The sequence below is a fragment of the Xanthomonas sp. LMG 12462 genome (assembly GCF_009192885.1).
Taxonomy (GTDB): Bacteria; Pseudomonadota; Gammaproteobacteria; order Xanthomonadales; family Xanthomonadaceae; genus Xanthomonas_A; species Xanthomonas_A sontii.
The window spans coordinates 1-24,317 of record NZ_NMPP01000050.1 but is presented as its reverse complement, the minus strand read 5'-3'; the positions used below and the strand labels follow the sequence as shown (position 1 = coordinate 24,317).

20 protein-coding genes are annotated in these 24,317 nt (G+C 70.9%); 7 read left to right on the top strand and 13 right to left on the bottom strand.

From position 1 onward, the window contains the following. Positions 1–131 precede the first annotated feature (131 nt). Genes CEK69_RS13295 through CEK69_RS13265 form a run of 7 tightly spaced genes read right to left on the bottom strand, consistent with a single transcriptional unit; the run spans position 132 to position 6,516 of the window. Complete coding sequence (locus tag CEK69_RS13295; protein WP_226975158.1) at positions 132–1,529, bottom strand: ATP-binding protein; 1,398 nt, start codon at positions 1,527–1,529, stop codon at positions 132–134. Continuing rightward, positions 1,526–2,203 carry a response regulator transcription factor gene (locus tag CEK69_RS13290; RefSeq protein ID WP_010344484.1) on the bottom strand — a complete coding sequence of 226 codons (678 nt, stop codon included), beginning with the start codon at positions 2,201–2,203 and terminating at the stop codon, positions 1,526–1,528. The genes CEK69_RS13295 and CEK69_RS13290 overlap by 4 nt, the downstream gene beginning before the upstream one ends. Positions 2,204–2,224: 21 nt before the next feature. Then, positions 2,225–2,881, bottom strand: coding sequence for a tetratricopeptide repeat protein (locus CEK69_RS13285; RefSeq protein WP_150411446.1), 657 nt, complete (start codon positions 2,879–2,881; stop codon positions 2,225–2,227). Continuing rightward, positions 2,878–3,696, bottom strand: coding sequence for an SDR family oxidoreductase (locus CEK69_RS13280; RefSeq protein ID WP_017917188.1), 819 nt, complete (start codon positions 3,694–3,696; stop codon positions 2,878–2,880). The genes CEK69_RS13285 and CEK69_RS13280 overlap by 4 nt, the downstream gene beginning before the upstream one ends. After that, the gene (locus CEK69_RS13275; RefSeq protein ID WP_043094824.1) at positions 3,696–4,373 is read right to left on the bottom strand and encodes an iron-containing redox enzyme family protein; all 678 of its coding nucleotides are present in this window, start codon (positions 4,371–4,373) and stop codon (positions 3,696–3,698) included. Before CEK69_RS13275 ends, CEK69_RS13280 begins: the two co-directional genes overlap by 1 nt. Continuing rightward, positions 4,370–5,863 (bottom strand): AMP-binding protein, encoded by a 1,494-nt coding sequence (locus CEK69_RS13270; RefSeq protein ID WP_152246078.1) that lies wholly within the window; start codon positions 5,861–5,863, stop codon positions 4,370–4,372. The genes CEK69_RS13275 and CEK69_RS13270 overlap by 4 nt, the downstream gene beginning before the upstream one ends. Further along, entirely contained in the window at positions 5,860–6,516 is a 657-nt protein-coding gene (locus CEK69_RS13265) for a thermostable hemolysin (RefSeq protein ID WP_043094822.1), read from the bottom strand. The genes CEK69_RS13270 and CEK69_RS13265 overlap by 4 nt, the downstream gene beginning before the upstream one ends. A 289-nt stretch (positions 6,517–6,805) precedes the next feature. Between CEK69_RS13265 and CEK69_RS13260 the strand changes: the two genes are divergently transcribed. From CEK69_RS13260 to CEK69_RS13250, 3 genes are all read left to right on the top strand, one after another. Next, entirely contained in the window at positions 6,806–7,396 is a 591-nt protein-coding gene (locus CEK69_RS13260) for a TetR/AcrR family transcriptional regulator (RefSeq protein WP_017911136.1), read from the top strand. Positions 7,397–7,530: 134 nt separating this feature from the next. Then, positions 7,531–8,190: a protein-L-isoaspartate O-methyltransferase gene (locus CEK69_RS13255; protein ID WP_010344493.1), complete on the top strand. Its 660-nt coding sequence runs from the start codon at positions 7,531–7,533 to the stop codon at positions 8,188–8,190. Positions 8,191–8,208: 18 nt separating this feature from the next. Then, a complete protein-coding gene (locus tag CEK69_RS13250) occupies positions 8,209–9,576 on the top strand; it encodes a TolC family outer membrane protein (protein WP_017911135.1) in 1,368 nt (455 codons plus the stop codon). A gap of 302 nt (positions 9,577–9,878) precedes the next feature. On the opposite strand, the gene waaA is transcribed toward CEK69_RS13250, so the two are convergent. Further along, on the bottom strand, positions 9,879–11,198 hold the full coding sequence (waaA, locus tag CEK69_RS13245; protein ID WP_152246076.1) for a lipid IV(A) 3-deoxy-D-manno-octulosonic acid transferase: 1,320 nt from the start codon (positions 11,196–11,198) through the stop codon (positions 9,879–9,881). 103 nt (positions 11,199–11,301) lie between these two features. On the opposite strand from waaA, the gene CEK69_RS13240 reads away from it, so the two are divergent. After that, a complete protein-coding gene (locus CEK69_RS13240) occupies positions 11,302–12,243 on the top strand; it encodes an LpxL/LpxP family Kdo(2)-lipid IV(A) lauroyl/palmitoleoyl acyltransferase (protein ID WP_152246074.1) in 942 nt (313 codons plus the stop codon). 4 nt (positions 12,244–12,247) lie between these two features. Here CEK69_RS13240 and CEK69_RS13235 read toward each other — a convergent pair whose 3' ends face one another. From CEK69_RS13235 to CEK69_RS13225, 3 genes are read right to left on the bottom strand one after another with little or no spacing between them, the layout of a single operon-like run. Further along, positions 12,248–13,603: an O-antigen ligase gene (locus tag CEK69_RS13235; RefSeq protein WP_152246072.1), complete on the bottom strand. Its 1,356-nt coding sequence runs from the start codon at positions 13,601–13,603 to the stop codon at positions 12,248–12,250. Beyond that, a complete protein-coding gene (locus tag CEK69_RS13230; protein WP_152246070.1) occupies positions 13,584–14,696 on the bottom strand; it encodes a glycosyltransferase in 1,113 nt (370 codons plus the stop codon). Before CEK69_RS13230 ends, CEK69_RS13235 begins: the two co-directional genes overlap by 20 nt. Positions 14,697–14,706: 10 nt before the next feature. Then, a complete protein-coding gene (locus tag CEK69_RS13225) occupies positions 14,707–14,904 on the bottom strand; it encodes a zinc-finger domain-containing protein (RefSeq protein ID WP_010344507.1) in 198 nt (65 codons plus the stop codon). A gap of 168 nt (positions 14,905–15,072) precedes the next feature. Here CEK69_RS13225 and CEK69_RS13220 point away from each other — a divergent pair, with 168 nt between their 5' ends. After that, positions 15,073–15,345, top strand: coding sequence for a helix-turn-helix transcriptional regulator (locus CEK69_RS13220; protein ID WP_226975157.1), 273 nt, complete (start codon positions 15,073–15,075; stop codon positions 15,343–15,345). Positions 15,346–15,810: 465 nt separating this feature from the next. Here the strand turns inward: CEK69_RS13220 and CEK69_RS13215 are convergent, their stop codons facing one another. Then, a complete protein-coding gene (locus CEK69_RS13215; protein WP_152246068.1) occupies positions 15,811–18,096 on the bottom strand; it encodes an NADP-dependent malic enzyme in 2,286 nt (761 codons plus the stop codon). Between the two features lie 148 nt (positions 18,097–18,244). Beyond that, the gene (locus CEK69_RS13210) at positions 18,245–19,609 is read right to left on the bottom strand and encodes a dicarboxylate/amino acid:cation symporter (protein WP_026144702.1); all 1,365 of its coding nucleotides are present in this window, start codon (positions 19,607–19,609) and stop codon (positions 18,245–18,247) included. Positions 19,610–20,058: 449 nt separating this feature from the next. Here CEK69_RS13210 and CEK69_RS13205 point away from each other — a divergent pair, with 449 nt between their 5' ends. Continuing rightward, positions 20,059–21,231 (top strand): porin, encoded by a 1,173-nt coding sequence (locus CEK69_RS13205; protein WP_017917402.1) that lies wholly within the window; start codon positions 20,059–20,061, stop codon positions 21,229–21,231. Positions 21,232–21,550: 319 nt separating this feature from the next. After that, positions 21,551–24,196, top strand: coding sequence for a PAS-domain containing protein (locus CEK69_RS13200; RefSeq protein ID WP_152246066.1), 2,646 nt, complete (start codon positions 21,551–21,553; stop codon positions 24,194–24,196). The last annotated feature ends 121 nt before the right edge of the window (positions 24,197–24,317 follow it).

Here is a 24,317-nt window from a genome sequence, read left to right as displayed (position 1 = left end):
CGATCCCCCTGTTCCATCCCTTTCCGAATCACACCTGCAACGGCGCGCGGGTACCCCCTGTGGGCAGATGGCTAATCTATCACCGCCTGTTCGGCGCCGATGTCAGGGTGTTCCTGACGCCCAGGCCTGGCTCACGGGGGCAGCGGCAGGGTCACGCAGACGCGCAGGCCGCCCAGGGTCGGCGAGGCGTCCAGGGTCACCTCGCCGCCGTGCGCGGTCACCACCTCGCGCACGATCGCCAGGCCCAGGCCGCTGCCTTCCACGCCACTGCCCAGCTCGCGGTGGAAGCGCGCGAACACCCGCTCGCGCGCTTCGGCCGGGATGCCGGGGCCGGAATCCTCGACGCTGAAGCAGACGCCGTCACGGCCGGCGCACAGCGCCACCTCGACCTGGCCCTGCGGCGGCGCATAGCGCAGCGCGTTGTCGATCAGGTTGCGCACCAGCGCCGACAGCCCCGCCTCGTTGGCCGGCAGCCGTGCCGGGTCGTTGCGGCGCAGGTGCAGGTGCTGGCCGCGGCGCGCGGCCTGGTCGCGCGCCTCCTCCACCTGCAACGCCACCAGTGCGTCCAGCGCCAGCGGCGACAGCGCCGTGGCGGCAGCCCCCGGCTCGACCCGGCTCAGGGTCAGCAACTGCGCGACCAGCCGCTCCACCCGGCGCACGCTGGCGTCCAGGTGCCGCTGCGATTCGCTGCGCTCGTCGGCGTCGCGGGCCTGGCGCAGATTGTCGGCGTGCACCTTCAGCGCGGCGATGGGAGTGCGCAGTTCGTGCGCGGCATCGGCGATGAAGCGGCGTTCGCGCTCCAGCGCGGTCTGCAGGCGCCGCATCAGCCCGTTGACCGCGGCGACCAGGCCGAGGATCTCGCGCGGCACGCCCTGCAGCGGCAGCGGTTCCAGCCGCTGCGGGTCGCGCTCGCCGATCGCCTGCGAGACCCGGCTCAGGGCGCCGCTGGCCCAGCTCACCACCAGCCATACCAGCACCACCAGCACCGGCAGGGCCAGCAGCAACGGCAGGGCCGTGCCCAGCGCGATGTCCTCGGCCAGTTCCTCGCGGATATCGGCCTGTTCGCCGGTCTGGAACCAGCGCCCGCCCGGCGAGCGCAGGCTGAAGGTGCGCCAGCGGTCGCCATCCAGGGTGACGTCGGCGAAGCCGGCGCGCAGCGGCGCCAGCTGCCGGGTCGGCCCGCTGTCCGAGCGCAGCAGCAGATGGCCATTGCGGTCGCGCACCTGGAACGCGAGTTTGCTTTCGTAGGCGTGCCCGGTGCGGAACGCCAGCGCCTCGCCCACGCCCTGCGCCTGGCCATGCCAGCCGCGGATCACGATGGCATCGCCGGCCGGACCCAGCCGCGACAGATCGTCCAGCGGCTCGTCGACCAGGCTCAGCAACACGCGCGAGGACTGCACCAGCTTGGCATCGAACATCTCGCCGGCCTCCTGCAGCCCGGCGCGGTAACTCAGCAGCGCGGTCAGCGCGAACACCGGCACCACCACGCCGAGCAGGCCGCCCAGCAAGCGTCGCCGCATCGAACTCATGGCGCCGCCGTCGCGGCCTGGGTGTCGAGCGCGTAGCCGACCCCGCGCACGGTGCGGATCAGCGCCGGATCGAGCTTGCGCCGCAACTGGTGCACGTGCACATCCACTGCGTTGCTGGCCACATCCTCGTCCCAGCCGTACAGCCGCTGCTGGATCGAATCGCGGGCGATGGCGCGGCCGTGGCGCTCGGCCAGCAGCCACAGCAGGGCGAACTCGCGCCGGGTCAGGTCCAGGGCACGGCCGCGCCAGCGCACCGCCAGGCGCTCCGGGTCCAGGTGCAGCGCGCCGATCTCCAGCTGCGGCGTGGCGCGGCCGGCGCTGCGCCGCAGCAGCGCACGCGTGCGCGCCAGCAGTTCGGTGGTGTCGAAGGGCTTGCCCAGGTAATCGTCGGCGCCCACGTCCAGGCCCAGCGCACGGTCGGCCGGCCGCTCGCGCGCGCTGAGCACCAGGATCGGCACGTCGGCACCGAGCTGGCGGGTGCGCCGGATCACCTCCAGCCCGTCCATCCGCGGCAGCCCCAGGTCCAGCAGCACCAGGTCGATCTCGCCATCGCCGATCGCGGCCAGCGCGGCGGCACCGTCCTGCACCCAGTCCACCGAATAGGCGGCGCGGCGCAGGGCGGTGCGGATGCCCTCTCCCAGCGACAGATCGTCTTCCACCAGCAGGATGCGCATGACCGCAGTGTGGGCGGCCGCTCAGCGGCTGGCAAGATGCGTTTCGACCTCGTGCAGCGCCGCCTGGATCTGCTGGCGGCGGCCGTGGTCGGCCACCTCGCGGCCGGGCCGCGGCGGCGCCGCCAGGGCCTTGCGCAGCGCCGCCGCGGCGCCGCTCCAGTCCTTCTGCGCGCGCAGGAAATCGCCGTAGAAGTAGTTGGCGTCGATGCCGTCCGGGTCGTACTGCAGGCCCTGCTGCAGCAGCGCGCGCGCCTTGGCGTCGTCGCCGAAGCCCACCGGCCAGCCCGGCACCTGGTAGTACAGCGCGCCCAGGCTGGTGCAGCCGGCGCCGTTCAGGGCGGCCGGGTCCAGCGCCAGCGCCTGCTCGAAATCGCTGCGGGCGCGCTTGACCAGGCCCAGCGCGCCGAGGCCGCCGCGCTCGCCGGCTTCGCTGGACAGCACGATGCCCTCCCAGATCAGCGCCGCCGGATCGCGCGGCGCCGCCTGGCGAGCGGCGGCCGCCTGCGCGGCCAGGCTGGCATAGGCCTGCAGGCGCTGCGGCTTCGGCGTCTGGTAGGCGACCTGGGCCCACTGGTCGCGCACCGCGACCACTGCCGGCGTCAGCGGCGCGGCGGCGACGGCCGCCCCCAGCGGCGACAGCGCAAGCAACAACGACAGCGCACGCAGACGGACGTTCATCGGGCATCTCCAAATCGGGAAGGAGCGCGCGCGGCATGCCGGCGCACCACGGGCAACTGCGCTTTCAAACTGCGGTCCACCAGCCCCGGCAGGGCGCCGTTGAGGCGGGCGAAGAGTTTTTCCGGCCAGCCGATCTGCAGGCGCCGATCGCCGCGTTCGATCGCCTGGCGCAGCGCGCGCGCCACCCGCTCGGGCGTATCCGCGCCGACCTTCAGCTCCTGGTTCATCGCATCCACCTGCGCGGTGTTGAACGCGGTGCGGGTGGCGCGCGGCGCCAGGTACTGGAAACGCACATGGCTGTCGGCGTACTCGCGCGCCAGCGCCTCGAACAGCCCGCGCAGGCCGAACTTGCTGGCGCTGTAGCCGGCAAAGCCGGGGAAGCCCAGGCTGCCGAAGGTCGAGCCCACCGCCACCACCGTGGCCTGCGGCTGCGCCTGCAGCAACGGCAGCAGCGCGCGCACCAGCAACATCGGCGCCATCAGGTTGGTGTCGAGCAATTGCCGCAGATCCTGCTCGGACTGCTCGGCGAACAGGCCGAAGCCGCTCTGCGCATGCGCGATCAGCAGCAACGAGGGACGGATCGGCAAGGCCCCGGCGGCGGCGAGCAACTGCGCGCGCCCGGCCGGCGTGGACAGGTCCAGCGGCAGCGGCAGCACCCGCCCTTGCGGATGCCGGCCGGCGACCTGCGCCAGGCGCACCGGGTCGCGGCCGACCGCCAGCACGCAGGCACCGGCGGCCACCAGCTCGTCGCACAGGGCGGCGCCGATGCCGCCGCTGGCGCCGGTGAGAATCACACTGCGTCCGTTGAGATCCATCATGCGGCCTCCGCCATGGGCAGCGCCGGCTGTGCGCGCAGGCTGCGGAAAATGTCGCCGTACAGGCCGTAGAAGCGCTTGGCCGCATGCACCACGGCGCGCTGGTCGTCGGCATCGTCGAGCCGGTCCATCAGGCCTTCGAAGAAGCCGGCATGCTCGATGTCCAGGTCGCCGTGCGAGCGCAGGTAGCTGAAGGCGTTGCGCGGCAGGCCCAGCGAGGTCTCGATGCTCTCGGCCGCGCGCGTGGCCAGCGCCACGCTGGTGCCTTCCAGCACCAGCACCATGCCGAAGAAGCCCACCGGATTGCCGCGGGCGATGGTGTCGTAGGCGTAGGCCACCATCAGTTCGGTCGCCGCCGATGGCATCGAGGCGGCGGCGGCGGCGCGGTCGGCGCCGCAGGCGGCCAGGTCGTCGAGGATCCACTCCTGGTGGCCCAGTTCTTCCTCGATATACTCGGCCACCGCGCTGCGCAGCCACTCCAGCCGTGCCGGCAGGCGCGCGCCGCAGGCCATCAGCAGGGGCACGGTATGGCGCACGTGGTGATAGGCCTGGCCGAGGAAGGCGACGTAGTCGGCGCCGGCGATCTGCCCGGCCAGGGCAGTCTGGATGATCGGGATGGCGATCAGGTCGGCGCGTTCGGCCTGGGTCTCGGCGAGCAGCCGGGCATGGAAACTCATTGGAAGGCTCCTGGGGTGGGATCGGGTTCGAGTTCGGCATAGCGCTGCGCCACGGCGTCGGCGTAGCGCTGCAGGATGGCGTCGCGGCGCGGGCGGCCGTTGCCGGTGAGCAGGCCGTCGGCGGCGCTGAATGGCGCGGCGGCGCGCACGAAGCCGGCGACGCGGGCGTAATCGGGCAGGCCGGCATTGACCTCGGCCAGCGCGCCGTGCAGCGCGGCGTCGTCTTCGCCAGCGCGGCGCGGCCACAGCACCGCCAGGTTGTGCGCACGCGCCTCGCCGCACACCACCGCCTGGGCGATCAGCGGATGCTGCAGCAGTTCGCTTTCCACCCACTCCGGCGAGACGTTGCGGCCGAACGCGGTGATGAACACATGCTTGCGGCGGCCGGTGATGTGCACGAAGCCGTCGGCATCGACATGGCCCAGGTCGCCGGTGGCGATCGGCCCCGGTGCCGGGCCGGGCGCGCCCAGGTAGCCCAGGCAGCGCACGCCCTCGACCTGCAGTTCGCCATCGACCACCTGCACCCGCGCATGCGGCAGCGGCCGTCCGACGCTGCCCAGGCGCTGCGCCTCGGGCCGGTTCAAGGCCACCACCGAGGCGCATTCGGTCAGGCCGTAGCCTTCGAACACCGGCAACTGCAGCGCCGCCGCACGGCGCAGCAGCCCCAGGCCGACGCGGCCACCGCCGACCGCCAGGTAGCGCAACGAGGCGGGCAGCGGCACGCCGCGCTCGGCGGCCATGACCAGCCCCAGCAGCAACTGCGGCACCAGGATCACGCTGTGCGGCTGGTAGCGGTGCAGGCAGGCGATCAGGGTCGGAATGTCCAGGCCGGCAGCGCCGCTGTAGCCGATCTCGGCCAGCGACGGCAGCGCGATCTGCGCGCCGGACAGCAGCGGCGCGTACAGGCCGCCGACGTTCTCCAGCAGCGTCGACAGCGGCATCAGGCACAGGTGCCGGCGCGGCGCCAGCGCCGAGGCGGCGTCGGCCAGCGAGCCGGCGACCTGCAGCAACGCGTCGGCGCTCAGGCACACGCCCTTCGGCTGGCCGGTGGTGCCGGAGGTGTAGGTGATGCAGCCGGTGCCCGCGGGCAGGGCCACCGGCGCCTGCGTCAGGCGCCGGCCGGCCAGTCCCGGCTCCGGCAGGCGCAACGCCTCGCCGTCGAGGTCGGCCAGGGCCGGACCCGGCGCCGCGATCAGCCCCTGCGCACCGCTGCTGGCCAGGGCGTACTGCACCTGCGCCGGGCTGAAGAAGGTCGGCAGCGGCACGTGCACGCCGCCGTTCAGGCGGATCGCCAGGTCCAGCAGCAGCCACTCGGGGCCGTTGTCCAGGCGGCTGGCGACGCAATGCACCCCATGCTCCTGCAGCGCATCGGCCAGGCGCTGTGCGCGCTCGAGCAGATCGCGCTCGCGCAGCGCCCCATCGGCGTAAAGCACGCGCGCGTCGTCGCCGCGCAAGCCGGCCAGCAGGTCAGCGACGCCTGGCGTGCTCACGGCGCCCCCGCCAGGCAGGCGCGGAACGTGGGCAGCACGCCGTGGCGGGGTTCCGCCTCGCGCTGCAGGAAGGCGTGCCCGGCGGCGATGTCGCCGAACATCAGCCGCGGCTGCGCCGCGTAGTAGTCGCCCCAGTCGCTGGGATCGTCGCGCAGGTCCTGGCCGCGCGCCTCGCCCAGCTCCACAGTGGCCAGGTGCAGGCGGTCGAAGGCGTTGCGCAGTTGCCGGGTCGCCACGAACAGCACCCAGCGCAGGCCTGCGCCATGCAGGGTGCAGGTCAGTGCGCGGATCATCGCCCGCGCGTCCCCGGCGTGCTCGGCGGCGAAATTGCCCACCTCCACCAACTCCGTGCGCACCACCCGCCGCGGCATCCGCTCGGCGATCGCCAGCTCGGCCGGCTGCGCCAGGTACTGCTCGACGAACAGCGGACCCTCGCTGGCGCAGCGCAGCCCCAGCGCGGCCTGCAGGCGACCGTCGGCGCCATGGTAGGCGAGCAGGTGCGGAAGAAAGCCGCGCAGGACCGCGCCGTAGCGCTCGCGGTAGACCCGGGCGATGAAGGCTTCCACCTGCGCGCGATCGGGATGCAGGGCATCGACCAGCACAGGATCGGCGAAGCGGAAACCGGAAGCAGCGGAGAGGGGGACGATGGCCATGGCGGCATCGTCGGAGCAGTCGATTAGGCGACCATGAGCCCGATGTTAGGCAAATGTAAGCCGCGCATAAGCAAAGCATTGGATGCCGTAGCCCTGCGGCCCGTGCCCGCCGGCGCACTGCGCAGCCCGGCCCCCACGCCCGCCGAACGCAGCGTCACAATAATGAACCAGCGGGTCTAGTATAAATATCGAACCGACTGGTCTAGTATTGCCACCCATGGTCAGCAAATCGTCCGCCGCCTCAGCCAAATCCTCCTCGCGTCCCGCCGGGCCCGGTCGCCCCAAGGACATGGGCAAACGCGCCGCGATCCTGGAAGCGGCACGGGAAATGTTCACCGAACTGGGCTTCGGCGGGGTCAGCATGGACGGCATCGCCGCCCGCGCCGGCGTCTCCAAGCTCACCGTCTACAGCCACTACGGCGACAAGGAAACCCTGTTCGCCGAGGCGGTGCGCGCGCAATGCCAGGCGCTGCTGCCCGACGACCTGTTCGGGCACGCCCTGAAAGGACCGCTGCGCACCCAGTTGCTGGACATCGGCCAGGCCTTCTTCGCCATGATCAGCAGCGAGGCGGCGATGGCCACCCACCGCATGATGCTGACCCCGGGCACCGGCGACGACCACGTCCGCGAGATGTTCTGGAATGCCGGTCCCAAGCGCACCCAGCAGCACCTGGCGCAGCTGCTGCAGGCCCACGTCGCCGCCGGCGCGCTGGACATCGCCGACCTCGACCTGGCCGCCTCGCAGTTCTTCTGCCTGGTCAAGGGCGAGCTGTACTCGCTGATGATGTGCGGGCTGTGCCGCGACGCCAGCCAGGAGCGGATCCGCGCCCATGTCGAGGCCAGCATCGACTTCTTCCTGCGTGCCTATGCGGCGCGCTAGCCCGGCCGTGGGGCTGTCCGCGACGGCCGATGACTTCCGGCACTGCGCGCCGGACCGTCCGGCGGCGATGCTGCGGCATACGCCCGGCCTCCGTGCCGGCTAAAATGCCCGGCCCTCCGCGTTGGATGCCCGAAATGACGATCGACTACTCCCAAGCCCGCGAAAAGATGGTGGAACAGCAGGTCCGTCCCTGGGACGTGCTGGACCTGCGCGTGCTCGACGTGCTGTCGCGGCTGCCGCGCGAGACCTTCGTGCCGCCGGCCCACCGCGCCGTGGCCTACGCCGACCTGGAGATTCCGCTGGGCCACGGCCAGTTCATGATGAAGCCGGTGATCGAAGGCCGCATGCTGCAGGCCCTGGACCTGCAGCCGGGCGAGGACGTGCTGGAGATCGGCACCGGCAGCGGCTTCGTCAGCGCCTGCCTGGGCGAGCTCGGCCGCGAAGTGGTCAGCCTGGAGATCGAGCCGGCCCTGGCCGCCGCCGCGCGCGCCAACCTGGACGCCGCCGGCCTTGGCAGCAACGTCCGCATCGAGACCGCCGACGCCTTCGCCTGGAACAGCGAGCGCCGCTTCGACGTGGTCTGCGTCACCGCCGCGGTCACCGAGATCCCGGCCCAGTTCCTGGCCTGGCTGCGCCCCGGCGGCCGCCTGTTCGCGATCCGCGGCCGCGCGCCGGTCATGGAAGCGGTGCTGGTGCATGCCGAAGCGGGCGCGCCGCGCACGGAATCGCTGTTCGAAACCGACCTGGCGTACTACCTGCGAGGCGCAGCGCCAGTCCCCCAGTTCACATTCTGATCCATCAAGGAAGCCGCAATGATCCGCCGATCCCTCGTCCTGGCGCTGGCCGCCGCGCTGTTTCCGCTGGCCGCCAACGCCACGGACCTGCTGCAAGTCTACGAAATGGCCCGCAACAGCGACCCGCAGTTGGCCTCCGCGGAATCGACCCGGCTGTACGACAAGGAAGGCGAAGTGCAGGCGCGCGCCGCCCTGCTGCCGCAGATCAACGGCAGCGCGTCGCTGCAGCGCAACCATAGCGAAGTCGAGCGCGGCGGCGGCGAACTGGCCGGCACCGGCAAGAGCCGCAGCTACGCCGTGCAGGGCCAGCAGACCCTGGTCAACTTCGCCCAGTTCTCCAACCTGCGCGCGCAGAAGGCGCGCAGCCTGGCCGCCGACTACACCCTGGATTCGGCCAACGACGACCTGATCGTGCGCACCTCGGCGGCCTACTTCAACGTGCTGGTGGCGATCGAATCGCTGGTCGCCGCCGAAACCAACGAAGCCGCCGCCAAGAAGCAGTTCGACTACGCCGACAAGCGCCTGGAAGTGGGCCTGGCGCCGATCACCGACGTGCACGAAGCCCGCGCCGAGTACGACCAGGCCCGCGCCGACACGATCAATGCGCGCAACTCGCTGCAGGACCTGTACCAGGCGCTGACCCAGATCACCGGCCAGCCGGTGCGCGACCTGCGCGGCCTGCCGGAGGATTTCCGTCCGCAGCTGCCGGCCACCGGCGGCGACATCGACAGCCTGATCGCCTCGGCGCTGGACAAGAACCCGTCGCTGCGGTCCTACCAGTACCAGGTGCAGGCGGCCGAGGCCAGCGTCTCGGCGGCACGCGCCGGGCACCTGCCGACGCTGAGCCTGTCGGCCAGCGCCGGCCGCGACGCGAACTGGGGCAACAGCGTCTCCGGCAGCGGCAGCACCCCGCGCGCCGACAGCAACACCATCGGCCTGACCTTGAACATCCCGATCTTCGCCGGCGGCGCCACCCAGTCCGGCGTGCGCCAGGCGCTGGCGCAGCGCGACATCGCCCAGGACACCTACGAACTGCAGAAGCGCGCGCTCGACCGCAACACCCGCAACGCCTACCAGACGGTGGTGGCCGGGATCAGCGAGATCGAGGCGCGGCGCCTGGCGGTGGTCTCGGCGCAGGCCGCGTTCGATGCCTCGCAGGTCGGCCTGGAAGTGGGCACCCGCACCGTGCTGGACGTGGTGCAGAACCAGCGCACCCTGTACCAGGCGCAGCTGGCCTACGCGCAGGCGCGCTACAACTTCCTGCAGAACCGTCTGCTGCTGAGCCAGGCGCTCGGCTCGCTGGACGTGGCCGAGGTGCAGTCGATCAACGCGCTGCTGACCCAGAGCGCCGAATCCAAGCTCAACTCCGCCAACAGCACGCAGTAAGCGCACGCACGCGCGCTTGCCGCCGAAACGGCAGGCCTTCGGGTCCGCCGTTTTTGTTTATGGAGGCGTGGGGCGAATGGCGGCAGCCTCCTGTGGGAGGGACTTCAGCCCCGACGCGCTGCGCGATGGGAGGAGAGGGACGGCGAGTGCCATGCGTCGCGACTTGCAGGGCACCTCGAGTCACGACGCATGTCATGCGCAGGAGCCGCAGGAGCGGCTTCAGCCGCGACGAGCCTTCCCATGAACAGCCCGTCATGGCGATACCCGCTGCGACGGATATGCCCGCGCACCTCTACGACGCGTCAGTCCTCCACGCCCGCATCGCCCGCCAACGGCGGCAGGTGCGGCGCGATCAACTGCAGGGTCCGCTGCAGCGCGCCGCGGCCGTTGGCGACCAGCGCGCAGCCGGCCTCGGCCATCTGCTTGCGCGCCTCCGCGTCGCCCAGCAGGGTCTGCAGCGCCGCGCACACGGCGCCGGCATCCTCGCAGATGGCCACCGCGCCGGCCTCGCGCATGCGCCGCGAGATTTCGGAGAAGTTGTGCAGGTGCGGGCCGGTCACCGACGGCGTGCCGACCGCCGCCGGCTCCAGCAGGTTGTGCCCGCCGATCGGTTGCAGGCTGCCGCCGACGAAAGCCACTTGGGCACACGCATAGAACCCCATCAGCTCGCCCAGCGTATCGATCACGAACACCGCATCCTCGGCGCCCGGCCACTGCTGCTGGCGGCGCGTGGCCACGCGCCAGCCCTGGTCGCGCGCCAGCGCCTCGACCTTGGCGAAGCGCTCCGGATGCCGCGGCGCCCACAGCAGCAGCAGGTCCGGCCACTGCCGGCGCAGCTGCCGGTGCATCTCGATCACCGCCGCTTCCTCGCCGTCGTGGGTACTGGCGGCGATCCACACCGGACGCGTCGCCGGCACGCGCTCGCGGAACGCGGCGACGACCTCCGGCAAGTGCGCAGGCGCGGCGATGTCGAACTTCAGGTTGCCCAACGCGCGCACCTGCTCGGCACGCGCGCCCAGCGCGACGAAGCGCTCGGCATCCTCCTGCGACTGCGCCGCCACGCAGGTGACGGTGCGCAGCGCGCGCCCGATCAACGGCCGCAGCAGCCGGTAGCCGCGCAACGAACGCGCCGACAGCCGCGCATTGAGCACGTACACGGGAATGCCGCGGTCGCGGCAGCCGAACAGCATGTTCGGCCACAGCTCGGTTTCCAGGATCAGCGCCAGGCTGGGGCGGAAGTGCTGCAGGAAACGGCCGACGCTGCCGGGCACGTCGTAGGGCAGATACACATGATCGAGCGCGTCGCCCCACAGCGCGCGCACCCGCTCCGAACCGGTCGGGGTGATGGTGGTGATCACCCAGCGGATGTCCGGGCGCTGCGCGCGCAGCGCATTGACCACCGGCGCGGCGACGTTGACCTCGCCCACCGAGACCGAATGCAGCCACACACGCGGCCGCCCGCGCGCCTGCGAATACGAGGCGTAGCGCTCGTCCCAGCGCTGGAAGTACTGGCGCACGCGGAAACCGCGCCAGACCAGGTGATAGACGGTGACCGGCAGCAGCAGATAGAGCACGGCCGAGTACAGGCCGCGCAGCAGCCGCTCGATGAAATCGTTGCGCATCCGGACAGCATAGCCGGTTGCAAGCAGGCGGCGGCAGACGATCGCCATGCGCGCCGCAGCGCACGCCGACGCGGTGATGCGCGCGCCCGGCTAAACTTGGCGCATGTCTGCCGCCCCCACTCCGCCCGCGTCCGCCACCCAGGCCGCACCGCCGCCACGCTCGCCCCGCCACTGGCCCACCTGGCTGCTGCTCGGCCTGGCGGTGATCGCCGCGCGCCTGCCCTGGCTGTTGCAGCGCGCCCTGGGTCGCGGCATCGGCTGGCTGGCGCTGCGCCTGGCCGGCACCCGCCGCCACGCCGCCGAGGTGAACCTGAAGCTGTGCTTCCCGGAGCAGAGCGAGGCCTGGCGCGAACGCCTGCTGCGCGACAGCTTCGATGCGCTGGGCGTGGGCGTGTTCGAGTTCGCCCGCGCCTGGTGGGGCGGCATCGGCGCGATCCGCCGGCGCACCCGCATCGAGGGGCTGGAACACCTGCAGGCCTTGCAGGCGCAGGGCCGCGGCGTGCTGCTGGTGTCGGGCCACTTCATGACCCTGGAGATCTGCGGCCGACTGCTGTGTCAGTACGTGCCGCTGGCCGGCATGTACCGGCGCCACCGCAACCCGGTGTTCGAATGGGCGGTCAAGCGCGGCCGTCTGCGCTACGCCACCGCCATGTTCGCCAACGAGGACCTGCGCGGCAGCGTGCGCCATCTCAAGCGCGGCGGTTTCCTGTGGTACGCGCCGGACCAGGACATGCGCGGCAAGGACACGGTGTTCGTGCCGTTCTTCGGCATGCCTGCGGCCACCATCACCGCCACCCACCAGCTGGCGCGGCTGACCGGCTGCGCGGTGGTGCCGTACTTCCACCGCCGCGAAGGCGCCGACTACGTGCTGCGCATCGCGCCGCCGCTGCAGGACTTCCCGTCGGAGGACATGGTCGCCGACACCGCGCGGGTCAACGCCGCCATCGAGGCGATGGTGCGCGAAGCGCCGGCGCAGTATCTGTGGATCCACCGCCGCTTCAAGCGCCAGCCCGGCGGCCGCAGCGACTTCTACGAGCGCGGCTGAGCGCTCACCCCGGCGTCGCGGCGTCGGCGCGCTCGCCCGGTTCAGTGTCGTTCGCCAGCAGGGCGCCGGCGTACAGGCCGATCAGCAGCATGGTCAGCCCGCCCCAGAACGACGAATAGAACGCCAGGTGGGTGTTGAACGGGAACACCGTGATCAGCAGCGCCTGCATCGCCGGACGCGCCCGCTCGCGCGCCTGCGCCGAGGCGTAGCGCCAGGCGCGCCACGCCTGCGCGGCACCGGCCAGCCACAGCAGCAGGCCGATCACGCCGGTCTCGGCGAGCACCTCGAGCACGATCTGGTGGGCATGGAACGCCGGCTCGCGCCCCCATTCCCCGGCATGGGTCGGATCCGGGTCACACCCGACGTAGGCCTCGCGGAAGCCGCGCACGCCGACGCCGTTGATCGGGTGCTGGCGGATCATGCACCAGGCCGCGCTCCAGATCTGCGCACGCCCGGTCAGCGCCGCGTTGAGGTCGGCCGGATGCCCGCTGAGCGCGCGCGCGGTGCGCTCGAAGCGGTCGTGCACCTGCGGCGACACCACACCCAGCACCCCCGCCACCAGCAGTGCGGCCACGCCCAGTGCCAGCAGCTTGCGCGCACCGAGCAGGCGCCAGCCCGACAGCACCAGCAGCACCGCGAAGGTGATCCACGACGCGCGCGATCCCGCCAGCACCAGCACCACGCCGACCGCCCCTGCCGCGATCAGCCAGCCCCAGGCACCGCCGCGGCGCGCGGCCAGCCACAGCAGGAACGGCGACACACTGGCCAGCACCTGGCCGAACTTCAGGTTGCACGGGCCGAACACGCCGCTGAGGCGATCGGCCAGGGCGATCTCCTGCGGCGTGCACAGGCCGTGGTGGCTGATCGCCCACTTCAGCTGGTCAAGCGACCAGAACAGCGGGCTGGTGCCGCACAGCGCCTGCGCCAGCGCATCCAGGGTCCAGATCGCGGCGATCACCGCCAGGCCGTTGAAGGTGGTGCGGCGACCGCGCGGCGTCGCCACCGCCATCGCCACCAGCCACAGGAACGGCAGGAAGCGCAGGTCCACCGCCGATTCGCGCAGCGCCAGCGGCACGTCCACCGCGCCCAGCGCCGACAGCGGCTGCGGCAGCCAGTAGGTGAGGAACAGCAGCGTGGTCAGCGCCCAGGCCGGGCCGCTGAGCCGGCGCGCGCCGCCGCGGAAGCGGCTGTGCAGCAGACGCGCCAGGGTGACCAGGGCGCCCAGCGCCAGCACCCCGGCGGCCAGGCCGGGCGCCGGCCACAGCGCGACGAACACCAGCACCCAGACCGGCGCCCAGCGTTCGCGGACTTCGGGCAAGGCAGAAGCGGACAGGGAACCGTCAGGGCCGGAGTTCGTCATAGATCGCCAGAGTGCTGCGCTGCATCGCCTGCAGCGTATAGGGAAGCGTGGCCGGCGGCGCCGGCGGTTGTGCCAGCAGCGCGCGCGCGGCCGCCAGCAGGGCCACGGCGTCGAAGGTCGCCACTGCGCCGGCTGGCTGCAGCTGCGCCAGCAATTCGCCGACCCCGCCATGCGCCCAGCCCAGCACCGGCCGCCCGACCGCCAGCGCCTCGACCACCGTGCGACCGAACGCCTCGGGCTTGCGCGACAGCTGCAGCACCAGGTCGCTGGCGGCGTAGGCGTCGGCGATGCGCGCGGTCGGCGGCGTGAACGCCACCGCGTCGGCCACGCCGAGGGTCGCCGCCTCGGCTTCCAGTTCGCGGATGTAGGCCTCGCGCCCGGCCTCGCGCGCGCCCGGCAGCCACAGCCGCGCGTCGCGTCCCTCGCCGCGCAGCGCCGCCAGCAGGCGCAGCGCGTCGGCGTGGCCCTTCAGGCGGGTGCCGCGCCCCGGTAGCAACAGCAGCGGCCCATCCCCGGCCAACGCCGGCGCCTGGCTGACGGCCCAGGCCCGCGCCTGCGCATCGGGCCAGGGACGGCGCGGGAACTGCGTCGGATCGATACCGCGCGGCACCACCCGCAGGCGCGCCGGATCGGTCTGCGGATAGTGCTGCAGCACGTAGTCGCGCACGGTCTCGGACACGCAGATGACCCGCTCGCCGCGGGTCATCACCGCGCTGTAGCGGCTCGGCGAGTTGAGCCCGTGCACGGTGGTGACCAGGCGCGGACGCTGTGCCGCCGGCATGCCCTGCAGCGCGCGCCAGCCCAGCCAGGCCGGCAGCCGCGAGCGCGCGTGCACGATGTCCGCGCGCTCGCGCGCGAACAGGCGCCGCAGCGCCGGCACGTGGCGCAGGGTCAGCAAGGACTTGCGGCCGATGTCCAGGGCGATGTGTTCGGCGCCAGTGGCGGCCAGCGCCGGCAGCAGCCGGCCGCCGGCCGACACGACCACGGCGCGATGCCCGGCCTCGACCAGGGCCTGGGCGATTTCCAGGGTGGACCGCTCGACGCCGCCGGACTCCAGCGCCGGCAGCAACTGCACCACGGTCAGGCGGTGCATCGAATCCGGATCAGTCGACCAGCACGAAGACCGCGCCGCAGTACGGGCACTTGGCTTCCAGGCCCGGCTCGTCCTCGATCGGCAGGTAGACCCGCGGATGCGAGTTCCACAGCGCCATCTCCGGGGTCGGGCAGCTCAGCGGCAGGTCGGCGCGGCGCACCTCGTAGCGCGTCTGGGCATTGGCGGGCGCGGTGGCGGTATGGCTCATGGCGGTGGGGACACGGCAAAAAGGGACAGGCGATTCTAGCAGCCCGTCCCGCCACGGGCGCGGTGCGCGGCGGCGGCCCCAGGCGGTCCTTTCACGCGCCTTTCCGGTTCGCTTGATACGGAACCAACGCGCCACTATGCTGGCATCACGCGGCGCCGACATGCCGCTATGAGGTGTCTCGTGGATATAGGTGTGCGTTTGATGCAGGCGCGGCGAAATGCCGGTTTCACACTGCGCGAGCTTGCCGCCTTGCTGGGCGTGGCGCATAGCACCCTGGGTCATTGGGAGAACAACCGTTCGGTCCCCAATGCCCGGCATTTGCTGAAGATCGCCGAACTTACCGGCGTCGATGCGTATGTGCTGCTGACCGGCAAGCCGTCCAAGCTGAACCAGACCGACAGCGACAGCCTGCCGTTGCCGGTGGGCAAGCGCATGGCCTGAGCGCGGCGCGGCGCCACTGGCGCCGTCCCCGTGCCCGGCTCGACCCCGCGCAGCCCAGGTGCCGGCTGCGCGTGAAGACGCGACTCGCACTGCGACACTCGCTGTCGCCCCGATATGAAACCGCTTCCAGCCCAGTCCTTTCGCTGATCTCGCCGCAACCCGGCGCAGCGGTTGCGGCACTCTTGCCGCTTCAGCGCCACTCCCTCACTGCCCCTGGCGCAACCGCGGCCGCCTCCCCTGCCACTCATTCCGTCTGCGGCGACATCGCGCGCTCAGGCACGGCCTCGCGCACGACTCGCACGTGAGGCGCGCGCAGCGCGCGAGCGGATCTCCTGAAGACATGAGGGTGGCAGCCGTGCTGCCAGCCGTGCCGTGTGCGCACGCCCGAAGCGCCGTTTGAGCACATGCAGCCGCACCGGCACCGCAGTCATGCGGGCCGGTGCGGGCTGGAAGCCGCGTGGCGGCTTATTTTTCCGCGTCGAGCTGCTTGCGGATCTGCGCGTCGACCGCGGCGATCGCGGTCATGTTCATCACCCGGCGCGAAGTGGCGCTGGTGGTGAGGATGTGCACCGCCTTGGAAATGCCCATCAGGATCGGGCCGATCGCCACGCCGTCGGTGAACACGCGCACCAGGTTGTAGGCGATGTTGGCCGCTTCCAGGTTCGGCAGCACGAACAGGTTGGCGCGGCCCTTCAGCGTGCTGTTGGGCATGATCTGCTTGCGCAGCGCCTCGTCCCACGCGGTATCGCCCTGCATCTCGCCGTCGATGTTGAGCTCGGGCTTGCGCTTGAGCAGCGCCTCGCGCACCTGCCGCATCTTCAGCGCGTCGCGCGAATCGTGGCTGCCGAAATTGGAATGCGACAGCAGCGCGATGTTCGGCTCGATGCCGAACAGCTTCAGGCGATAGGCGGCCTGCAGCGTGGCCTCGACGATCTGTTCCACGCTCGGGTCTTCCTGCACGTGGGTGTCGACGAAGAAGAACGCGCCCTGCTGGTTGATCACGCCGGTCATCGCCGAGGTCGAGCTGACCCGCGGCTCCAGCGGAATCACGCTGCGCGCGTAGCCGAGTTTCTTGTGGAAGCGGCCGACCACGCCGGTGAGCAGCGCATCGGCTTCGCCGCGCGCGACCATCACCGCAGCGATCAGCGTCGGCCGCGAGCGCATCAGTTCCTTGGCCGCGGTGACGGTGACGCCGCGGCGCTCGGTGAGCGCGTGGTAGTACTGCCAGTAGTCGTTGAAGCGCGGATCGTCGTGGATGTTGGTGATCTCGAAATCCACGCCGGCGGTGATGCGCAGGCCCAGGCGCTGGATGCGCGCCTCGATCACGTCGGGACGGCCGATCAGGATCGGGAACGCCAGGCCCTCGTCGATCACGCTCTGCACCGCGCGCAGCACCACTTCCTCTTCGCCCTCGGCATAGACCACGCGCTGCTTGTCGGCGCGGGCGCGGTCGTACACCGGCTTCATCATCAGGCTGGTGCGGTAGACGAACTGGCTGAGCTTGTCGCGGTAGGCGGCCATGTCGGCGATCGGCCGCGTGGCCACGCCCGAATCCATCGCCGCCTGCGCCACCGCCGAGGACAGCTCGACCAGCAGGCGTGGATCCAGCGGCCGCGGAATCAGGTAGTCGGGGCCGAAGCTCGGCGTCTCGCCGCCGTAGGCCGCGCCGAGGTCGGAGGCCTCGCGCCGTGCCATCGCCGCGATCGCCTTGACGCAGGCGATCTTCATTTCCTCGTTGATGCCGGTGGCGCCGACGTCGATGGCGCCACGGAACAGGTAGGGGAAGCACAGCACGTTGTTGATCTGGTTCGGATAGTCCGAACGGCCGGTGCCGATGATCGCGTCCGGACGCACCGCCTTGGCGGCCTCCGGCGTGATCTCCGGATTCGGATTGGCCAGGGCGAAGATCACCGGCTGCGGCGCCATCGTCGCCACCATCTCCGGCTTGAGGATGCCGGCGGCCGACAGGCCGAGGAAGATGTCCGCGCCCTCGACGATCTCGGCCAGGGTGCGCTTGTCGGTATCGCGGGCGTAGCGCGCCTTGTCCGGGTCCAGGTCGGTGCGGCCGGTGTGGATCACCCCGTCGCGGTCCAGTGCCAGGATGTTCTCCGGCTTCAGGCCCAGCGAGACCAGCATGTTGACGCAGGAGATGCCGGCCGCGCCCATGCCGGTGGTGGCCAGCTTGACCTCTTCGATCTTCTTGCCGGTGACCACCAGCGCATTGAGCACGGCCGCGCCGACGATGATCGCGGTGCCGTGCTGGTCGTCGTGGAACACCGGGATGTTCATGCGCTCGCGCAGCTTGCGCTCGACGATGAAGCACTCCGGTGCCTTGATGTCTTCCAGGTTGATGCCGCCGAAGGTCGGCTCGAGGCTGGCGATGATGTCGACCAGCTTGTCCGGATCGTTCTCGTTGATCTCGATATCGAATACGTCGATGCCGGCGAACTTCTGGAACAGCACGCCCTTGCCTTCCATCACCGGCTTGGATGCCAGCGGGCCGATGTTGCCCAGGCCCAGCACCGCGGTGCCGTTGCTGATCACCGCCACCAGGTTGCCGCGCGCGGTCAGTTCGCTGGCCTGTTTCGGATCGGCGACGATGGCCTCGCAGGCGAAGGCGACGCCCGGCGAATAGGCCAGCGAGAGATCGCGCTGGGTCAGCATGGGCTTGGTCGCGGAGACCTTGATCTTGCCCGGCGGCTGTTGGCGGTGATAGTCGAGGGCGGCCTGTTTGAAATCGTCGTTTGACATCGAGGGCTTCTTTTGTCGAAAGGCGCGGAGGCCCGGAATTCTACCCCCAGCCGCAGGAGCGGTCCTGTCTGGCGGCTGTCGCCACGGCCTTGGGGGCAGGAAAAAAGCAACGCGCCGGCAAGGCCGGCGCGTCGTGTGATGCAAGGGATCAGCGCGTGGCGAGCGGTTCGGCCGCCACCGCCGGCAGCGGCACGGCCTCGCCATCCAGCGCCAGGCGCAGGCGGTCGCGATCCAGCGCATTCTCCCAGCGCGAGACCACCACGGTGGCCACCGCATTGCCCATGAAGTTGGTCAGCGAGCGGCACTCGCTCATGAAGCGGTCCACGCCCAGGATCAACGCCATGCCGGCGACCGGCACTTCCGGCACCACCGCCAGCGTCGCCGCCAGGGTGATGAAGCCGGCGCCGGTCACGCCGGCCGCGCCCTTGGAGCTGAGCATCGCCACCAGCAGCAGCGTGATCTGATGGCCCAGAGTGAGTTCGGTGTTGGTGGCCTGCGCGATGAACAGCGCCGCGAGCGTCATGTAGATGTTGGTGCCGTCGAGGTTGAACGAGTAACCGGTGGGCACCACCAGGCCGACCACCGACTTCTCGCACCCGGCGCGCTCCATCTTCTCCATCAGCGACGGCAGCGCCGATTCGGACGAGGACGTGCCCAGCACCAGCAACAGTTCCGTCTTGAGGTAGCGGATCAGCTTGAAGATCGAGAAGCCGCACAGATAGGCGACGGCGCCGAGGATCACCACCACGAACAGCAGCGAGGTGACGTAGAACGAACCGACCAGCCAGGCCAACTGCACCAGCGAGTGCAGGCCGTGCTCGCCGATGGTGTAGGCGATCGCGCCCAGCGCGCCGATCGGCGCGGCCTTCATCAGGATGTGCACCAGCTTGAACACCGGCGCGATCAAGGCCTCCAGGAAGTTCAGGACCGGCTTGCCGCGCTCGCCGACCATGGCCAGCGACACGCCGAACAGCACGGCGACGAACAGCACCTGCAGCACGTTGGTCCCGACCAGCTTGCCGTTGACCACCTGGTCGCCGGTGAACGCGCCGAGCAGCGAGTTGGGGATGATGTCCATCAGGAAGCCGACCAGGGTCAGGTCGTGCGACTTCTGCACGTAGCTGGCGACCTTGCTCTGGTCCAGCTTGGCCAGGTTGACGTCCATGCCCGCGCCGGGCTGCACCACGTGCGCGACGATCATCCCCACCACCAGCGCCAGGGTGGAGAAGAACAGGAAGTACACCATCGCCTTGCCGAACACCCGGCCCACCGTCTTCAGGTGCGTCATGCCGGCGATGCCGGTGACGATGGTCAGGAAGATCACCGGCGCGATGATCATCTTCACCAGCTTGATGAAGGCATCGGCCAGCGGCTTGAGCTGCGTGGCGAACTGCGGCTCCAGATGGCCGAGCACGGCACCGATGACGATGGCCACCAGCACCTGGACGTAGGTATGCCGGTAGAACGGCACCGGCCGCGGCGCAGGGCTGGCCGGGGAAGTTGAGATATGCATCGAAGGCGCTCCGGGACGGTCCGCCCACCCGACGCGGGTCGCGGAATGCTGCCTTTGTACGCGTCGCCAGCGTCTAAGCAGATAACCTATTGGTACTAGGCCCGGCGCCGCGCCGTGTCGACGCGGTTACAGTGGCGCGGCAGGCTCACGGAAGGGCTGACGCAACGCCGCACGCAGACGCCGCCCCTCGCGGCCGATGGCGGCGTGGCCGCCATCGCAGCGCACGTCTTCAGGGGGAGACGGCGCCGCAGGACTGCAACATCGCCGTAAAGAACGGCCGGGCGCGTCCGCTATTGCATGCAGGGGGCATCACGTCCGGCACCGTGTCCGCGTCGCAGCGGCCTCACCGTTCGCGTGCGGTCCACCGCCGCACTGCCCGCGCCATCCATGGCACCACCAGCCCGGCCGGGGACTGCCGCGCCTTCATTCCTTACCGAGACGACTCCATCATGCGCCACACTCTCCTCTTCGCTGCGCTGGGCCTGACCGCCGCCGCTCCCGCCGTCGCCGCCAACGGTTTCGACGACTGGCCGACCAAGGTCGCCTTCAACGACGGCACCGAACTGGCCGTGACCGGCAACTACGCCTACGACTGGAACAACTTCTCCAACGACGACGGTCGCCTGGAGGACGACAACGCGTTCCGGCGCAAGGAGTTCGGCGCCACGTTGAAGAAGAAGGGCGTGTACGACGCGATGGTGTACTTCGACTTCCAGTCCAAGCTGTGGCTGGACGTGTTCTTCCGCTTCGAGACCAAGGCCCTGTTCGGCGCCGACTACGGCAAGGTGCGCCTGGGCTACATCAAGGTGCCGGTGGGCCTGGAAGGCGTGACCAGCTCGCGCGCGGACAGCTTCATGGAAGTGGCGCTGCCGGTGCAGGCCATCTACCAGGGCCGTCGCACCGGCGTGGAGTGGACCTTCGAGCGTCCGCAATACCTGCTGCAGGCCGGCGCCTACGGCGGCAAGGACCTGCAGGGCGACAACCCCGGCACCACCCAGGCGGTGCGCGGCGTGTGGACCCCGTTCAAGGCCGACGGCGACGTGCTGCACCTGGGCCTGGCGTACTCGCAGGAGAATCCGCGCGGCTACCACAACGGCCTGGACGTGAGCTTCAGCCCGCGCGCGCGCTTCCGTGCGCGTCCGGAAGCCGGCCTGACCGACGTGCGCCTGATCGATTCGGGCACGCTGGTCGACGTCGACCAGGTGCGCCGCACCGGCCTGGAGGCGATCTGGATCAAGGGACCGTTCTCGATGCAGGGCGAGGCGCTGCGCGCCGACGTGACCCGCGACAACGGCCGCCCCGACTACACCGCCGACGGCCAGTACGTGTTCGCCAGCTACGTGCTGACCGGCGAATCGCGGCCGTACAGCGCCGGCAACGTCGGCAACATCAAGCCGGCCAACGCGTACGGCGCGGTCGAGCTGCTGGCGCGCTACAGCCGCCTGGACCTGGACGACGGCACGGTGCTCGGCGGCCGCCAGCACGACTGGACCTTCGGCGCCAACTGGTACCTGACCAGCCACTTCAAGTTCCAGGTCAACTACGTGCGCGCCGATGCCGAACGCGCCGGCGTGCACGTCAAGCCGAACTCGCTGGACGTCCGCGCCCAGGTCCAGTTCTGAGCAAACGCACGCCGGCCGATCCGAGGCGATCGGCCGGCGTGCACCCCGCTGCGCCAGCCGCGAAGGCTGCGCAGCGAACCGCAGGGGGGGGGGCCTCGGCGACGCCAAGGACCCTTGGGTGATGCGGCCTCGGCGCCCACAGCGTGTTCGCGGCACATCCGCAAGACGACACCGGCGACGTTCCCTGATGCGATCGCCGTTGCACCTGCCGGCGGTTTCGGCTCGGTGGCGCTCCGCGACGCCAGCCATCTCCGCCGCATGCCGCAAACGGCAGCGCACCCTCTAAGCTGATGCGGTCCCGGTCGCCGCGTTCTTCCGCATGCCCTCGCTCCTGCGCCATCGTCGCCTGATCCTGCTGCTGGTCGTCATCGTCGGCGGCATGGTGCTGGCGATGCTGTCGGCGCAGCACGTCGCCGAACAGCGCGCGCTGCGCGCCGAGAGCGTGCAACTGCGGCAACAGCTGGAGCTGTATGCGCAGACCCTGCAGCAGCGCATCGACCGCTACCGCACCCTGCCGCAGGTGCTGGCGCTGGATCCGGAACTGCGCGACGCCCTCACCCATCCGCTGGACGCAGCCACCCAGCAGCAGTTGAACCTGAAGCTGGAGCGCGCCAACGACGTCACCCGCTCCTCGACCCTGACCCTGATCGATGCCAACGGCGTGGCCCTGGCCGCCAGCAACTGGCGCCTGGCCAGCAGCAACGTCGGCGCCGACTACAGCTTCCGCCCCTACGTGAAACAGGCCCTGGCGCAGGGCAAGGGCCGCTTCTACGGCATCGGCATGACCACCGGCGTGCCCGGCTACTTCCTCTCGCAGGCGATCCTCGACGCGCATGGACGCCCGCTCGGAGTGATCGTGATCAAGATCGAACTGGCTGCGCTGGAGCACGAATGGCTGCGCGTGCCCGACGTGGTGCTGGTCAGCGACGGCCACGGCGTGGTGTTCCTGTCCAGCCGCGACGTCTGGCGCTATCGCCAGCTGCAACCGCTCAGCGCGCGCGAGCGCGACGAACTGCTGGCCACCCGCCAGTACGCGCAGCAGACGCTGCTGCCGGCGCGACGGCGGGTGCTGGAGACGCTGGACGACGGCGGCCAGGTGATGCGCATCGACATGCCTGCGCAGCCGGCGCCGCTGCTGTGGCAGAGCATGGCGCTGCCGGAGGGCGGCTGGCGCCTGCACCTGCTGCACGACGTCGGCGGCAGCCGTGCGGCCGGCCGCGCCGCCGCACTGGCCGCGGCCGGGATCTGGCTGGCGCTGTCGTTCCTGGGCCTGCTGTTCCAGCAGCGCCAGCGCCTGGCACGGCTGCGCCAGCGCAGCCGGCGCGAACTGGAGGCGTTGCTGCAGCAGCATGCGCAGGAGCTGCGCACCGCCCAGGACGGCATCGTGCAGGCCGCGCAGCAGGCCGACACCGGCCTCAGCCGCAGCCTGGAGCACCTGCCGCAGGGCGTGGTGATCATCGATGCGCAACTGCGCCTGGTGGCGTGGAATTCACGCTATCTGGAGATCTTCCGCTTCCCGCCAGAACTGATCCGGGTGGGGCGCCCGATCGAGGATGTGTTCCGCTACAACGCACGCCGCGGCCTGCTCGGCCCCGGCCCGGTGGAAGCGGCGATCCAGCGCCGCCTGGACCACCTGCGCAGCGGCCGTCCGCACATGCGCGAGAGCGAGAAGGACGACGGCACGGTGCTGGAGATCCGCGGCAATCCGCTGCCCGACGGCGGCTTCGTGACCAGCTACGCCGACATCACCAGCTACAAGAACGCCGCGCGCGAACTGCGCTCGCTGGCCGACGCGCTGGAGCATCGCGTCGCCGAACGCACCCACGACCTGGCCGAGGCCAAGCGCGAGGCCGAGAGCGCCAACCGCTACAAGACCCGCTTCGTGGCCTCGGCGGTGCACGACCTGCTGCAGCCGCTCAACGCCGCGCGCATGTTCGTCTCGGCGCTGCGCGGCAAGCTGCACGAGGCCGATGCGCGGCAGATCGCCGACCATGTCGACAACGCGCTGGCGGCGCAGGACGCGATCCTCAACAGCCTGCTGGACATCTCGCGACTGGAAGCGGGCACGTTGAAGACGCAGGTGCAGGACCTGGCACTGGACCCGCTGCTGCAGACCCTGGCACGCGAGTTCGGCATCGTCGCCGAAGGCCGTGGGCTGCGCCTGGACTATGTACCGACCCGCGCCACCGTGCGCAGCGACGCGACCCTGCTGCGGCGCATCCTGCAGAACTTCCTCTCCAACGCGGTGCGCTACACCCCGCGCGGGCGGGTGCTGCTGGGTTGCCGGCGCGACGGCGCGCAGCTGCGCATCGAAGTGCACGACCAGGGACCGGGTATTCCCGACGCCCTGCAGCAGGAGATCTTCGAAGAATTCCGCCGACTTGGCGACGGCGTCGCCAACGACCGCGGCGCCGGCCTCGGCCTGGCGATCGTGGAGCGCATCGGCCGCCTGCTCGGCCACCGTATCGGCCTGCGCTCGCAGTTGGGCCGCGGCAGCGTGTTCTCCGTGACCGTGCCGCTGGGCGATGCCGCTGCGGCGCAACGCCAGCTGCCGGCGGCGATGGCCAGCGACAACGGCGACGACCCGATCCTGCATGGCTGCCGGGTCTGGTGCATCGACGACGACCCGCGCGTCTGCGAGGCCAGCCGGACGCTGCTGACGCGCTGGGCCTGCCAGGTGGAACTGGCCGCCGGCCCGGACCAGGCGCTGGCCGCGGCGCAGCCGGCACAGGCGCCGGAACTGGTATTGCTGGACGTGCGCATGGGCGACTGCCACGGCCCGACCCTGTTCGCGCAGCTGTGCGCACGCTGGCAGGCCGAGCCACGGGTGATCCTGGTCACCGCCGAAGCCGATCCGGCGCTGCGCACCTTGGCACAGGACCGCGGCTGGGGCTTCCTGGCCAAACCGGTCCGCGCGCCAGCCCTGCGCGCGCTGATGACGCAGATGTTGCTGCGGCGTGGGTGAGGCTTTTGCTTGGGTTTGGTTTGGTTTTGGGTTTGGGGAGTTTGGATCTCTAGCTGCCGTACCCTCATCCGCCCCTGCGGGGCACCTTCTCCCGAAGGGAGAAGGGAAGGGCTAGCCCCTC